The sequence below is a fragment of the Qipengyuania marisflavi genome (genome assembly GCF_005884405.1).
Classification (GTDB): domain Bacteria; phylum Pseudomonadota; class Alphaproteobacteria; order Sphingomonadales; family Sphingomonadaceae; genus Qipengyuania; species Qipengyuania marisflavi.
This window is the reverse complement of the sequence record NZ_VCAO01000001.1, coordinates 91,118-105,376: the sequence shown is the minus strand read 5'-3', so window position 1 is coordinate 105,376 and position 14,259 is coordinate 91,118. Positions and strand designations below refer to the sequence as shown.

The following is a 14,259-nucleotide window of genomic DNA, read 5'->3' as shown; positions in this document are numbered from 1 at the left end:
GAAAATCGAAACGCGCTCTACTCGAAAGCGCGGTCGGCTCCGAATTGGACGGTCGGAATGATAATCGTAATGGGCGCCGAGGGCTGGCACGGCTTGGCCCGCTCACCCTTGAGGCGCTGCTGACGCTGACGTTCAGCGCATAGCTGTTCATCACTTTTCTGCGTCTCGTCACGCTTCTGCGTCATTTCAAGCCGAGCGTTCAGCGCTTCGGTAAATCCAGCGTGCGCAGGTGCGCCAGCAGCGGCGAGGCCGGTGATGAGCACGAGGCAGGCGAGAATACGGCGAAACATTACAATCAGCGCCCTAGCCCAAAATTCAGAACATATCCAGTAAGCACAGTAAAAAATCAGCGCAACGCATACGGCTGAGTCATTTCGGTAGTGCTCTCGATTGTATTGCCATTCTCATCGGTTGCTGGCCTGAACACGGCGTATTTGAGCATGCTCTGACATGCGGAACTGTCGAGAATGGCATGCCCGCTGGATTGGAGCACCGTGCATTGTTTAACTCTTCCATCACAGCCCACAACCAACTGCATCTTCACTTTTCCGGTCATTCTGCGACTTTCGGCCGCGCGCGGGTAATCAACTCTCATGCGGCCGGTTGGCCGCGCTTCTTCACTTGCACCAGCCGAGGATACAAGCGCGCCGCCGCTTGGGCATCGCATCGTGTCCGACATCGCTGGCTCCGACGCTGTAATCGGCGCCTCGGATAAAACCGTGTCTTCGGCTTCCTGCGCAGATGCTGCCGTTGGATTGCTGCAGAGGGCCAATACGCTCAAGATTACGACATAACGCATTGGCAATTCATAATCGCTTATGTCCTTACAGGCAAGGCGTTGCCGCCATGACCACGAGGCTCTAATTGCCACGGATGGACATCACCCGCTCGCCCCTCGCCCGGCCCTTCCCGCACTTGCCACAGATCGCTGGCGTCACCCTGCGAACGGCCCGCGCTAGTTATAAGGACTGGGATCGCTGCGATCTGACATTTGCCGAACTGACAGACGGAACAGCAGTTGGCGGGGTGTTCACCAAGAGCGCCTGTGCGTCGAGCGAAGTCGAGCTTGGACGCGAGCAGGTCATACTGGGCAGTGCGCGGGCGCTGGTCGTCAATGCCGGCAATTCCAACGCCTTTACCGGCCACCGCGGGCGTGAGGCGGTCGAGCAGATCATGGCGCAAGTAGCCGAGGGGCTGCGTTGCCAGCCGAGCGATGTGTTCGTCTCTTCCACCGGCGTCATCGGTGTGCCGCTGCCCAAGGACAAGGCACGCGCCGGGGTCGCCGCTGTGCTGACCGCTGAGCCGTGCAACTGGGAAGCGGCAGCCGACGCGATTGCCACCACCGACACCTTTGCAAAGGGCGCAGGCGCGTCTGCCATGCTGGGCGCAACGCGTGCCGAACTGGCGGGCATTATCAAGGGCAGCGGCATGATCGCGCCAGATATGGCCACCATGCTGGGCTATATCTTCACTGATGCCACCATCGCGCCAGCCTTCCTGCAAGAGATGCTGGAGGCGGCAAACCGCGCGACATTTTCGTGCATTACTGTGGATGGCGATACCTCGACCAGCGACACCGTGCTGGCCTTTGCGACTGGCAAGGCAAGCAATGATCTGTTGTCCGGATGGGACGATGCCGGTGCGGATGCGTTCTATGCCGCGCTACTGGAAGTGTGCCGCGAACTTGCGCAGCTGGTGGTGCGCGATGGCGAAGGTGCGCAGAAATTCATCGCCGTGAGCGTCTCTGGCGCTGCGGACGACGACAGCGCGCGGCGTGTAGGCCTCTCGATTGCCAATTCGCCGCTGGTCAAAACCGCCATTGCCGGGGGTGATGCCAATTGGGGGCGCGTGGTCATGGCGGTGGGCAAGGCCGGGGAACCTGCCGACCGTGACCGGCTGTCCATCGGCTTTGGCGGCATTTGGGCCGCGCGTGACGGACAGCCGCTGGCCGATTATGACGAAGCCCCGGTCGCACGGCATCTGGAGGGGCAGGAGATAACGGTCGAGGTGGATCTGGGCATCGGCGATGGCCGCGCCACTGTGTGGACCTGCGATCTGACGCATGGCTACATCGCGATCAACGCGGACTACCGCTCGTGACCCCCACCCGCCTGCACACCGAGATGGAGGCGCTGCTGCGCCGGGTCACGCAGAGCGTGATCATGCCGCGTTACCAGACACTCGCTGCCGATGAGATTATTCAGAAGGGCGAGGATGATCTGGTGACGATTGCCGACCGAGAGGCTGAGGTGATGCTGGCCGAAGGGCTCACCGCATTGGTTCCCGGCCTGCCGATTGTCGGTGAGGAGGCGGCGGATGCCGATCCGACTGTACTGGACCGCCTGAAGTCAGATTGCTGGATCATCGATCCCATCGACGGAACGCACAATTTCGCGTCTGGCAAACCGCCGTTCGGGATCCTGATTGCGATGGTCAGTGGCGGTATTGCCCATACAGGCTGGATATTTGACTGCCTGACCGGACGGCTGTGCATAGCCCATCAGGGCAAGGGCGCCTATATCAACGGCGAGCAGATCCAGGCGCAAACCACCGGCGCGACGCCGCCAGTCGCCGCCATCTCCGTCATTTTCATGGACCCGGAGCAGCGCACACAGGTCAAGGCGCACATCGCCCCGCACTATACGCTTGTCGACACCCCGCGCTGTGCTGCGGAGCAATATCCGCGGCTGGTGCTGGGCCAGAACGACGTGTCGATTTTCGAGCGCACGCTGGCTTGGGATCATGCCGCTGGCGTGCTGTTTCTCAACGAAGCGGGCGGCAAGGTCGCACGGATGGACGGATCAGCTTACCGGGTTGATGAGCAGGACAGCACAGGCCTGATCGGGGCAGCCAGCCCGGCCCTGTGGAACGCGCTGGCCACCCGATATCAGTCTTTGTCTTAAAGGACGCTTTCAAGCCACTGTTTCAGCTGACCTTTGGGGGCAGCACCGCGCATTTCGGCAACGGCCTCACCACCTTTGAACACCACCAGATAAGGTATCGACTGAACCCCCATCTCTCCCGGAACACCGGGATTTCCCATGATGTCCATCTTGGCAATGGTGACGCTGTCCGCCATCTCGTCGCTCAATTCCTCAAGCGCAGGGGCAATCATCTTGCATGGCCCGCACCATTCGGCCCAGAAATCAACCAGCACAGGCTTGTCGGATTCCAGCACATCGGCTTTGAAGCCTGCGTCGGTTACAGCGATCGTGGACATCGATAGTTCTCCTGAAATTCTATGCCGCCAATGTAGGCAGCGTGATGCGCTACTCAACGGGTGGCAGGGCAAAGCTTTCCTGCCGCGCAGCAAATGAGGCCTTGTAGCGATCGATAATCGCCTGCGGCAAGGCGATCAGCTGCGGTGTCTGGGTATAGAGCACAGCCGCACTCACCGCGCGCTCTGGGTAGATCACTTCAAGCGCCGCGATATAGGCGGCCATCTGCCGCAATGTGCTCTCGGGAATACCGTCGGCATCAGCTGGCGGGCGCCTTGCGGTCTTGAAATCCACCACGGTGACACTGTCCGCTGTGACCAAAAGTCGGTCGGCGGTGCCGGCAACGACATGGCCGTCAAAACTGGCGGCCAGCGGGACTTCCGCAAGCGCCTCGGGTCCAAAGATCGCAGCAAAGTCAGGGTCCGATAACACCGCCAAAGCGCGCTCCGCCATTTCGCTGCGCGTAGACTCATCGAGATCGCCAGCCTGCCGCGCCAGCCAATCCTTGGCACGCGCAGCACGGTCGCCGGTCGGCACCGCTGGCAATCGCTCCAACAGCGCATGGATCAACACCCCGCGCCTCGCCGCAATGGCTGCCTGATCGGATGGTAATGGCGGATCGCTACCCTCGGCCTCGCCCAGACCGGACGGAGCCAGCGGGCGCGGTGGCCGTGGTTCCGGGCCGATTGGCGTCGTTGCCCAGTCGGGCAGGTCCGGCAAAGTGCCAGAGGATGCCATCGTCTGAACCGGCACCGGATCGGCCCGCTCGCCCCATTCCCAGCGCGATCCCCACAGCGGGTCCTCCAGCGCATCTTCATCGAACACCGGCTTCAGCCGCGCATACCAGCTGTCTTCGGGCGGCCCCTTCTTGGCATCGCGCGGCCCCAGAGAGCCGCCGACAAACAGCGCCTCTTCAGCACGTGTCATCGCGACGTAGAGCAGTCGCCAATGCTCCTCCAGCGCGGCCTGCGCCGCAATCGCCTCGGCATCGCGGACCGGTCCGACCCGCTCTTGTTTGCTTAACCCCGGCAATGGAACCGCACGCCCGCGCAGCGCGCCGGGCGGTGTGTCCTCCAAAGTCAGCTCACCCGCGCCGTCTGGCCCGATTGCCGCATCGGCCAGAATGACAATCGGCGCCTGCAAGCCTTTGGAACCATGCACGGTCATCACCCGCACCTGATCAGCGGCCGCTCCTGCATCGCGTTTCAGCTCGCCCTCACCCGCATCGAACCAGCGGATAAAGCCCTGCAGACTGGCGACATGGGTGCTGGCGAAGGCGTTGGCGGCATTGAGCAGCTCGTCGATAGGATCATTGGCTTCGCGCCCCAGCCGGGCAACCAGCCGCCGCCTGCCATCCATCGGGCCGACCAGGATCCAGTGCAGCAATTGCTGTGGGCTGTCGTAATCCGCGCGGCGCAGGATTTCGCGCAAGATATCGAGCGTGGCCACGACATCAGGGTGTGCGCTCTTGCGCAAATGCTCCCACAGCCGCACGCCCTTGTCGCGATAACCGTGCTGGAGCAATTGCTCCTGCGTCCAGCCGATCAAAGGCGAGACGAGCACATTGGCGAACGTCAGATCATCCAGCGGCTGCGCAGCAAAGCGGATCGCTGCCATCAGATCACGAACCGCCAGTGGATTGCCCAGCCGCAGCCGGTCCACCCCGGCCACCGGCACGCCGTGTTTGTGCAGCCGCGCGACGATCAGCGCCGCCAGCTCGCGGCGTTTGCGCACCAGCACCATGATATCGCCGGGCGCGGCGTTGCGCGGGGTGTCACCCTTTGCCAGCGTGAACCCTTCGTCCATCCAGGCCTTTACCTGCCGCGCGATATTGTCCGCCATCTTGCGATCGTGGCGGGCGAGCCAGCCCTCTTCCTGTTCGCCCTCACCGCCGTCGTCATCGGCATCGCTGGCGGCGTGGACCGTATTCCACAGCGTGACCAGACCGGGCCGGGCTTGCCCGACATGCTGCGCATAGGGGTCTTCCAGCCCCAGATTTTCCGGCCCGACCTCCGCCACCGCACGGTCAACAAAATCGAGGACGCTTTCAGCAGTGCGATAGCTGCGGTCGAGGCCGTGTACCTGCAATTTGCGGGGCTTTGGTCCGCCGCGCAATTCGCCTGCGGCATCGGCAGTCTGGCGCATTTTCTCGCGCACCCGCTCGCGCGCATCGCGGAAATTTTCCGGGCTGGTGCCTTGGAAGCCGAATATTGCCTGCTTGAAATCACCAACCGTGAAGATGGTGCGGACCGTGTCACCGCGCGCGCCTTCGCCGCTGAAGAAATCATCGATCAGCGCCTCGATAATATCCCATTGCGCGCGGTTTGTGTCTTGCGCCTCATCGACCAGAATATGGTCGAAACTGCGGTCCAATTTGTAGCGGATCCACGCCGCCATGTCCGAATTGGCCAGCAGCTTCGCCGCGCGGGCAATCTGGTCATCGAAATCGACCAGCCCTTCGCGCTCCTTCGCCTCGTCCCATTTCAGCGCAAAGGCACGTCCGGCTTCGAGCAGTGGGGCGAGGAAACCAGCCAGATCAAGCAGAGCCAAACGCTCGGCAATTTGCGCAACGGCTTCGGCAATTTCTTCCTGCTTGGCGGGGAAATCAGGATCGTTCTTTTCCGCACCCTTCATCACGCGCGGGGTGCCGTCTTTCTTAAGCAGCGTGTCGAAAAAGCCGCCCAGTGCCGCCAGCCGCGCTGCGGGATCTAGAGTGAGCCAGTGCGGCACGAATTCGCGCACTTTGTCAGCGTTCTGCGCTTTCCAGCCATCGAGCGCAGGCATTAAAGCGCGCAGGGTAGCGACTGGAAAATCTCTGTCCGAACACGCCTGCGCAACCCAATCCTGGTTAGCATCCGCCGGAATTCCGAGCAATTGGTGAACACGCTGGCGCATTGGCGGCTGCCACGCCGCCGGGCCTTGCCACAGGTCCATGTACCCGGCGCAGCGCATCAGCCAGTCGCGCACCGCATCGGGGCCTTTGCTGCGGCTGAGTTCTGACACAGCGGCCAGAATGCCGGGATCGCCCTGCGCCAACAGATTGGCCAGCACATCGCGGCTCAGCAGGTCCCGTTCGCGGTCCTCCATTGGCCGCGCGCCGGGCAGGATGTCCGCTTCTGTCGGGAAAGCTGCCAGCAAATATTGCGCAAAGGCGTGGATGGTGTCGATCCTCAGCCCGCCGCCGGGACAGTCGAGCACCCTTGCGAACAGGGATCGGGCACGCGCGCGCGTTTCCGGATCGGTCGGTGCGCCCAGATGATCAAGCTCACGCGCCAGATCGGCATCGCCCATCCGCACCCAGCGGGCGAGCACTTCATTGACGCGCACCGCCATCTCTGCCGCACCGGCCTTGGTAAAGGTCAGGCACAGGATCTGCGACGGATCGCCAGCGGGTTCCAGCAGCAGCCGCAGCACCCGCGCGGACAGAACTTGCGTTTTGCCAGTCCCTGCGCTGGCCGACAGCCACACGCTTTCCTGCGGATCGACCGCGTCGCGCTGGGCGCCTTGCAGCGGATAGACCTGCCCGCTCATGCGCTCCGCTCCTCTTCCTCGTCCATCCGCGGCAACCATTCGTCCAGCCGCATCAGTTGGTCATAGGTGTCATATCCGGGATAATCGGGGTTGAGCCGCGCGGTGAATGGCTCCTCCCCCGTGATCCAGGCAGCAATCGCACCTTTGAGAAACCCATCGGTAATCGGGAGGAATTCCTCCGGTTCGATACCGCTACGTTTGGGCGGGATTTTAAGCGGGGTTTCGACATAGCCAAAGCCAAACGGATTGCTGTCCGCCTTGGCCTTGCCCAAGGACCAATATTCAAACGCGGTCGGTTCGCCCTGCACATCCTTGAACCCGCCATCGCGCGCCATCATGCCCAGCAGGCCAAGCTGCAACGCATAGCCCTGGCTGACCATCGCACCGGAAGGCGGGCGGCCGGTCTTGTAATCGACAATCGACAGTCCGCCGTCTGGCAAGCGGTCGATCCGGTCGGCGCGGCCATGGATTCGCACACCCTCGACGTGCATATCGCCCCACGCCTCGACCGCCGCAATTTCGCGGTCCGGGTTGCTGTCGACCTGATCCTCGATCCATTCGAGCGCGGCCTGCAATCGCGGCTGCCACAGGGCACGCATCAGTGGGTGGACGTTCTCCTCATCCATCACCGCATCCATGATAGGTGCGAGCGTTGCAGTGGCAACGCTGCGCCGCGCGATGTGCCAGCGTTCAAGAATGGTGTGCGCAATCTGCCCCTGCCACGCGGGCGAGGGATCGGCGTCCAGCGCATCGAGATCGGACAGGCGCAGGATATTGGACGCGTAAAACTGGTATGGATCACCGCGCAGCCGGTCGAGCGCGGTGGCGCTGATATCGACACGGCGCTGCTCAGCGCTCGGCATCGGATGCGGCCGGGGATAGGGCGCAGCTTCGGGCGCACGGATCATTGCGCGGGCCAATGCGATCGCGCGCGTCTCCTCATGGCGCGGCAACAGCTCACCCAGCAGAGCCTGCACGCGCAGCAGGAAGCGCGAAGGGATGGCCGGTCCGCTTTCATCGCGCGCCGCCCGGCTCAACACCACTTCGGGAGCGCCCAATGCGCCCGCCAGATCGTGTGCCGACAAGCCGATGCGGAAATCCGACCCCGGCACGCCCAGCGTCCGCAAGACCGGCGCGGCCAGCAAGGCATCGACGCTGCCGCGTGCGGGCCAAATGCCCTCGTTCAAACCTGCACAGATCACCAGCTCAGCGCGGGTCATGCGCGATTCGAGCAGGCCAAGGATCTGCATCCGCGCATGGCCGCCATAGGGCGGGCGCACCGCGATGCTGTCCATCGCCTCCGCCAATGCATTGGCGATGTCTGCTGGCGGCAATGCAAACCCGGCCTCGCGGGCGTGCAGGCGCATATCCTCGATAAATTGCGCCAGCGCGCGGCCATCCTCGCGCGCCCACAATTTTTCGCCGCACAGCGCCTCTCCCGCTGCGGCCAATGCATCCAATTGGTCGGCAAGCGGGGCGCTGTCTGCCGCTCCGAGCGCAATGAGCGGTGCCAGCACATTCTCGGTAATCGTCCACCACTCACCAACTTTGCTGTTATTCTGCGAGAGTTTAGCAGCGATTTCTGCCACAGGTTCTAGGCCAGGCTTAACCCGATGTCCGCGCAATTCACGCTCAACCCTGCGCAATTGCCGCAGCCATTGCCCGCGCTCCATCCCGCCATCAACCAACGGGTGTGCCAGCAGCGCCATCAATGGTACGGGCGCAGCATCCTCTCCCATAATCTCGGCCAGCAGCAGGAAAGCCCGGCCCGCAGCGGTTTGCGACAAGGGCCGCCCCGCCGAATCGTCGGCCAGAATATTCCAGCGGTCGAGGTGATGGACAACACGCCGCGCCAAGGCCCGGTCGGGCGTCACCACCGCAACACGGCGTTCGGGTTCCTCCAGCGCCTGACGAACCAGCAGCGCTATCGCCTGCGCCTCTTCCTCGGGGTTTGCCGCCTGCATGATTCGTACTTTGGAGAAGCGGCGCTTTTCAGGAGGCAATTCCACCCAGATCTTGCTTGCCTCAGGCGGCAGGAACAGCGATCCGATGGCATGGCTGCGCTCTGGCGGAGCGGCGGTCAGGCCCTTGCGGTGCCACGGCAGCACTTCTGCTCGCGCCACGCCCATGCGGTTGAGCAGCAGCTTGAGATGGTATTGCGGATGCGTAACCGCGTCATCACGCGCGAATGGTGTGTCGGCGGGGGTTGGCCGATTGCCCGCCCGCCCCAACTCATCCCACACCGCGTCCGGGATCGTCAGATCGAAGTCGGGAAGAATAACCGCCCCCTGCGGCAATTCGCTCACCACGCGCAGCAACCGCGCCAGTGCCGGGGCGGCACTGGTAACGCCAGCTGCCACAATCGGAGCGTCTGGCGGAGCAGCCTCCCACCGCCGTGCCGCATGATCGAACAGACGGTTGCGCCTGGCAGCAGCGTCCAGCGCGCCCCATTCCTGCAATTGCGCCAGCCACCGTGCCTGCACCCGCGCGAACAGCCGCAACGCGCTTTGCCAGTGACCCGACAAATCGCCGACCAGTTCGAGCACGCTGTCGCCGTAGAGTTCTTCAGGCGCGACATCTTCGACAAGCAGACGGTCCATCGTCGCGCCGATTTCCCGCGCAAGCCGCAGCAGGGTCGCCCCCTTGGGCGCATCGACGCCCAGTTCTTCTGAAATCAGCCGGGCGAGCGCAAACCAGCGCCGCTGCGGATCAACTGCGGGCGGGATGTCGGTCGCGCCCAGCGGGTCAAGCAGCGGCCCAAGCGCTTCATCCAGATCCAGATCGCCAACCACCACCATACGCGGCATCAACATCCCGGCGCGCCCCGCTGCGCCCATGTGGCGAATAAAGGCTTCACTGATCGCGCGTCGGGCGCGGCTGCTGGGGAGCAGCAGAGTGAGGCGGGCCAATCCAAGCTCGCCATCACCGTAACGCGGGACCAGCCCGGCTACCAGCGCATCGGCGAATCCGCGGTGCGCGGCGATGGAATAGACCCGCGGAGCGTTAGCCACCCCGCAGCGCCTCCTCGGTCGGGCCAATATGTGCCGGAGTGCCAACTTCGTACCATTGCCCGGTGAAGGCGACGCCGTAGAGCCGCCCTTCTGCAATTGCGCGGTCCCACAGCACATTGGTGGAAAATTTGCCCTCCGGCGCATCGCGCAAAAGGCGGTGCGATACCAACTGGATGCCGGTGTAGATAAATGGTGCGATGCGTCCGGGCAATTTGCGGGTCAGCTGGCCTGCCGGGTCCATATAGAAATCGCCTGTGCCGTCGAAATTGAACGCCTGCACATGGCTGACCACCAGCAGCAGCGCGTCCATCTTGCCCACATCCCACTGCGAGGAGAGATCGGCAAAGGCATTGCGCGGACCATCCAGCCAGATACTGTCCGCATTGCAGGCGAACACGGGGTCGGGAAGCAGCCCGGCACCCTGCGCCTTGACCATCCCGCCGCCGGTTTCCAGCAGCAGCTCACGCTCGTCAGAGAATGTCACCTTTGGCGCTTTGCGCGGGCCGATGTGCGCTTCGATCGCATCGGCGAGATAATGGACATTGACCACTGCCCGCGCGATCCCGGCGTCTTCCAACCGGTCAAGCGCCCGGTCGATCAGCGGCTGCCCCGCCACCCGTACCAACGGCTTGGGCTGGCTGGCGGTCAACGGGCGCATCCGCTTGCCCAGCCCCGCCGCCATCAGCATCGCGGTATCGGAAGCGAGCTTGCTCACTGGATTTTTCCTCCATGTGCAGCGCGCAATTCCTGCGGGATATTGGCCGCAAACCAGTCTGCAACCGGTGCCATCGCCGCATGCGCCAGATCGCGCTCCATCGCCTGCCACACACGCGGGATCATGCCGAGATAACGGGCCTTGCCGTCGCGCTTCCACAGGCGGGTGAAGATGCCAACAATCTTGGCATTCCGCTGGGCACCAAGGCGGGCATAATCAGCCTCGAAATGCTCACCCGGCTGCGCAGCGGCGCGGTAACGGCAAAGCATATCATGCTCCAATTGCTGCGACACTTCGCGCCGCGCATCCTGCAACAGGCTCACCAGATCATAGGCGGGGTGCCCAACCAGCGCGTCCTGAAAATCGATCAGCCCCTGCTGCCCCGCCAGCCTGCCCGGTTCGAGCAGCATGATATTCTCGGCATGGTAATCGCGCAGCACGGTAACGCCCGGCTGCTGGCGCACCATCATTGGCCCCAGCGCGGCTTCCCACGCAGTGTGCCAGCCATCATTATCGACGGTGAGCCCCATTGCCGGGCAATACCATTCGGTGAACAGCGCCGCCTCGCGCTGGTAAACCGCCATATCGTAAGGCTCAAATGGCCCCGGCGGCAGGCGGTGCAGGCGCACCAGCGCATCTATCGCCTGCGCGTAGGTATCGTGCTCGTCATGCGGGTGCGCATCGACCCATTCGCGCATCCGCTGATCGCCGAAATCTTCGATCAGTGCCCAGCCCGTGGCGGCGTCTTCGGCAAGGATATGCGGCGCCCGCATTCCATTGCTGTCCAGCCAATGCGCCACATACAGGAACGGCTTTGGATCTTCGTGCGGCGGCGGCGCATGCATCAGCATCGCGGTTTTCCCGCCCATTTTCAGGCGAAAATACCGGCGGAACGAGGCATCGCCGACCAGAGGCGCGATTTCTGCGCCCTCCCACTCGGTGTCACCAAGGAAATCGTGAATGTCGTTTGGAAGCGCGTCTGTCATCACCAGCGGCTTTGCCAATCCGGACCGGCTTCGACAATGGCCTGCCGCCCATCGCCCACCGTTTCCAGCGCAATTGAAAGGCAGGCTGGCTCATCTGCGAAGCCGCCCGCATGATCGGGCCATTCGGCGATCAAGGCCGCACCCTCGCGATAATCGTCGAGGCCCAGCTCAGCCGCCTCATTTGGCGATTTCAAGCGATAGAAATCGGCGTGCACAACTGGCGGACTTAGCGCATCGTAAGTTTCGACGATGGTGAATGTGGGAGAAGGCACCTCACCCTGATGCCCCAGCGCGGCCAGAATAGCGCGGGCCAGCGTTGTCTTCCCGGCGCCCAATCCGCCAGTCAAAGCAACCACATCGCCACCTCTCAGCACGCGTGCGATCCGCTCGCCAAAGGCCGTCATCGCTGCGAGGTCCGGCAGCGCGATGGTCACGGCAAGGTGACAGTCGCAGTGGTGCCGGCATTCTTGCGGCTGACGATTTCAAGCGTCCCGCCATGTGCCTCGACCAATTGCCGCGCGAGCGGGATGCCAAGGCCCTGACGGCGCTCAATCCCCTTGCCGTCGGCGCTCATGCGGATACCTTCCACCGCGCGGGCCAGTTCATGTTTGCTCATACCCTGACCGTTATCGGACACCACGATGCGTGTCGTATCCCGCTTGCGGCCGATGTCGATCAGGATCTTCCCACCGCGCGGGGTGGCGGCAATGGCATTGTCCAACAAATGGCCCAGCGCCCGGCGCAATTGCTGCTTGTCGGCCTGAACGATTTTGCCAGCATCGCCTTTCAGGTCCAGCGACAGGCCAGCTTCCAGAATAACCGCCTCACGATTACGGACGATCTCGGTGACGAAGGGCATCAGCTCCAGCTTGACCTTCGATAGTGGCATCAACCCAGCTTCGGATTGCGAGAGATCGAGCACATTTTCGACCTGTTCGGTCAGCTTGCCGACCGACAGCGAAATCGCCTGCACATATTCGCGCGCCTGCGGGCCAAGGTCGCCCGCCACGCCGCTGCTGAGCAATTCCGCAAAGCCGCCAATTGAGGTGAGCGGGGTGCGGAATTCATAGCTCATGCTGGCGAGGAAGCGGGTCATCACCGCGTCGGCCTCCTCAAGTGCGCGATTGCGTTCGCGCAGGGCCTCTTCGGCCTGCCGTGAGGCGGTCACATCGAGCACGGTCAGCAAGCCATTACCATCGGGCAGCGGCACGCCCGCAAAATCGAGAGTGCGGCCATCGGCAAGCTCGACACTGCCTTCGCGTTTCTTGCGATCCAGCGTGGCAGAGCGGATGACGTGATTGACCCCGGTGATCGCCTTTGGATCGGCAAGGTTTCCGGCAATCGCTTCAAGCAGATCCTCGGCCTGTGGATGTCCGTCGAGAACTTCTGGATCAATGCCCCAAGCCCCTGCAAAACCGCGGTTCCATAGTTCAAGATGACCATCTGGCGCAAATACGGCCAAAGCTTCGAACAAACTGTCAAACGACGCTGTGCGCGTGCGCAGCAGCGTGTCGCGTGTGGCGGAAAGCGCGAGTTGTTCGGTCCGGTCCTCGGCAATCAGCACCAGCCCGCCATCGGGCAGCGGCTGCGCGACAATGCGAAGATGTGTGCCGTCGGATAGCGGCCAGGCCTCTTCATGCGGCTCGTCCGCCAGAAACCACTCGCCCAGCTCCTTGCGCCACGCCGGGAAGTCGCGAAGCTCGGGAATGCGCCCGTTTTCACGTGCGACCATCAGCATCTGTTCGAATGTGGTGCGATCATTGACCATGCCCGGCGGCAACGAAAACACCCGGTGGAACGGCTGATTGGCAAAGGTCATGCGGTGCTGCGAATCGAATTGCGCGACACCAATGGAAAGTTGATCGAGCATTGAGCGCTGCGCTTCGCGGAAGGCCCGGAATTCGCGCGCCTGTTCTTCCATTTCCTCGATATCGACCGCGTATCCGGCGATCCCCTCGCCCACCAATGGCAGATCAGTAACGCGAACAGTGCGCCGAGCATTGTCGATAGTGGCGCTCAGGATGCGCTCGATCGGTTGGCGGCGGTCTGCGGCTTGTTGGGCGACTTGCGCAGCGGTCTTGCCGCCGACGGTTTCGACCAGCTCAATCTGGTCGGCGACCACCTTGTCGGCGCTTTCCGCACCTACCGCTTCGACATAGGCGCGGTTCACCAGCCGCAAGTGCATATCCGCGCCGCGAAACCACATCGGCATCGGCGCGGCTTCGATCAGGCCCACCAGCGCCCCGAAATCATCGCGCGACCGGGCGGCTTCTTCGCGCAGCTTCGACAGCTCGCCTTCGCTTTCGGTGAAATCGAACACCCACACCAGTGCCGCACCAGAAGGTGAGACTGAAGGATCGGCGAGCGTGCCCTGCAAGGCGAGCGCCCGGCTCGAACCTGGAGGGACCACTGCCATACGGAACGGTTTGGCGGTCTTTTGCGTGCGGCGCACCTGCCGGGTCAGCTCGTCGGTCTGCTCTTCGCTCAGGCCGCTCTCGTCATTACCGGCCAGTTCGCTGAGATATTCGGGCACTTTTTCCAGCCCGAACCAGCGGGCCAGCCGATCCGGCGCCTCGATCCGTCCGTCGCTGCGGACCAGCAGCGGGATCGCAGGCGCTTCCTCGATCATGCGGGACAGGCGGACCACCGCCTTGCGGCTGCCCTCTGCCTTCTGCGTGCGGTTGCTGGCGCGCAGCATCGCCCACACGGCACCGGCGGTCCACAGCGCCAGCAGCAGTCCAATGGTCGCAAGCAGGGCGGGTGAGTTTTCCATCACTTGCCAGCTATGCGGCAAGCGG

General features: G+C 63.1%; 11 protein-coding genes. 2 read left to right on the top strand and 9 right to left on the bottom strand.

The genetic code is table 11. The features are described 5' to 3' along the window. Window positions 1–17 precede the first annotated feature (17 nt). Complete coding sequence (locus FEV51_RS00525) at window positions 18–290, bottom strand: hypothetical protein (protein WP_138615289.1); 273 nt, start codon at window positions 288–290, stop codon at window positions 18–20. 56 nt (window positions 291–346) lie between these two features. Then, window positions 347–799 (bottom strand): energy transducer TonB, encoded by a 453-nt coding sequence (locus tag FEV51_RS00520; protein WP_138615288.1) that lies wholly within the window; start codon window positions 797–799, stop codon window positions 347–349. Between the two features lie 74 nt (window positions 800–873). Between FEV51_RS00520 and argJ the strand changes: the two genes are divergently transcribed. Beyond that, the gene (argJ, locus tag FEV51_RS00515; RefSeq protein ID WP_138616275.1) at window positions 874–2,100 is read left to right on the top strand and encodes a bifunctional glutamate N-acetyltransferase/amino-acid acetyltransferase ArgJ; all 1,227 of its coding nucleotides are present in this window, start codon (window positions 874–876) and stop codon (window positions 2,098–2,100) included. A gap of 23 nt (window positions 2,101–2,123) precedes the next feature. Then, window positions 2,124–2,903, top strand: a complete 780-nt coding sequence (locus FEV51_RS00510; RefSeq protein WP_138616277.1) for an inositol monophosphatase family protein — start codon at window positions 2,124–2,126, stop codon at window positions 2,901–2,903. Here FEV51_RS00510 and trxA read toward each other — a convergent pair. Genes trxA through FEV51_RS00475 form a run of 7 tightly spaced genes read right to left on the bottom strand, consistent with a single transcriptional unit; the run spans window position 2,900 to window position 14,234 of the window. After that, entirely contained in the window at window positions 2,900–3,220 is a 321-nt protein-coding gene (gene trxA, locus FEV51_RS00505; protein WP_138615287.1) for a thioredoxin, read from the bottom strand. The genes FEV51_RS00510 and trxA overlap by 4 nt on opposite strands. A 49-nt stretch (window positions 3,221–3,269) precedes the next feature. Continuing rightward, window positions 3,270–6,749: a double-strand break repair helicase AddA gene (addA, locus tag FEV51_RS00500; RefSeq protein ID WP_138615286.1), complete on the bottom strand. Its 3,480-nt coding sequence runs from the start codon at window positions 6,747–6,749 to the stop codon at window positions 3,270–3,272. After that, window positions 6,746–9,760 carry a double-strand break repair protein AddB gene (addB, locus tag FEV51_RS00495; protein WP_138615285.1) on the bottom strand — a complete coding sequence of 1,005 codons (3,015 nt, stop codon included), beginning with the start codon at window positions 9,758–9,760 and terminating at the stop codon, window positions 6,746–6,748. The genes addA and addB overlap by 4 nt, the downstream gene beginning before the upstream one ends. Then, window positions 9,753–10,475, bottom strand: coding sequence for a nucleotidyltransferase family protein (locus FEV51_RS00490; protein WP_171032993.1), 723 nt, complete (start codon window positions 10,473–10,475; stop codon window positions 9,753–9,755). Before FEV51_RS00490 ends, addB begins: the two co-directional genes overlap by 8 nt. Further along, a complete protein-coding gene (locus FEV51_RS00485) occupies window positions 10,472–11,461 on the bottom strand; it encodes an aminoglycoside phosphotransferase family protein (protein ID WP_138615284.1) in 990 nt (329 codons plus the stop codon). Before FEV51_RS00485 ends, FEV51_RS00490 begins: the two co-directional genes overlap by 4 nt. Next, on the bottom strand, window positions 11,461–11,895 hold the full coding sequence (tsaE, locus tag FEV51_RS00480) for a tRNA (adenosine(37)-N6)-threonylcarbamoyltransferase complex ATPase subunit type 1 TsaE (protein ID WP_138615283.1): 435 nt from the start codon (window positions 11,893–11,895) through the stop codon (window positions 11,461–11,463). The genes FEV51_RS00485 and tsaE overlap by 1 nt, the downstream gene beginning before the upstream one ends. After that, a complete protein-coding gene (locus FEV51_RS00475) occupies window positions 11,892–14,234 on the bottom strand; it encodes a sensor histidine kinase (protein WP_138615282.1) in 2,343 nt (780 codons plus the stop codon). The genes tsaE and FEV51_RS00475 overlap by 4 nt, the downstream gene beginning before the upstream one ends. Window positions 14,235–14,259: the final 25 nt, after the last annotated feature.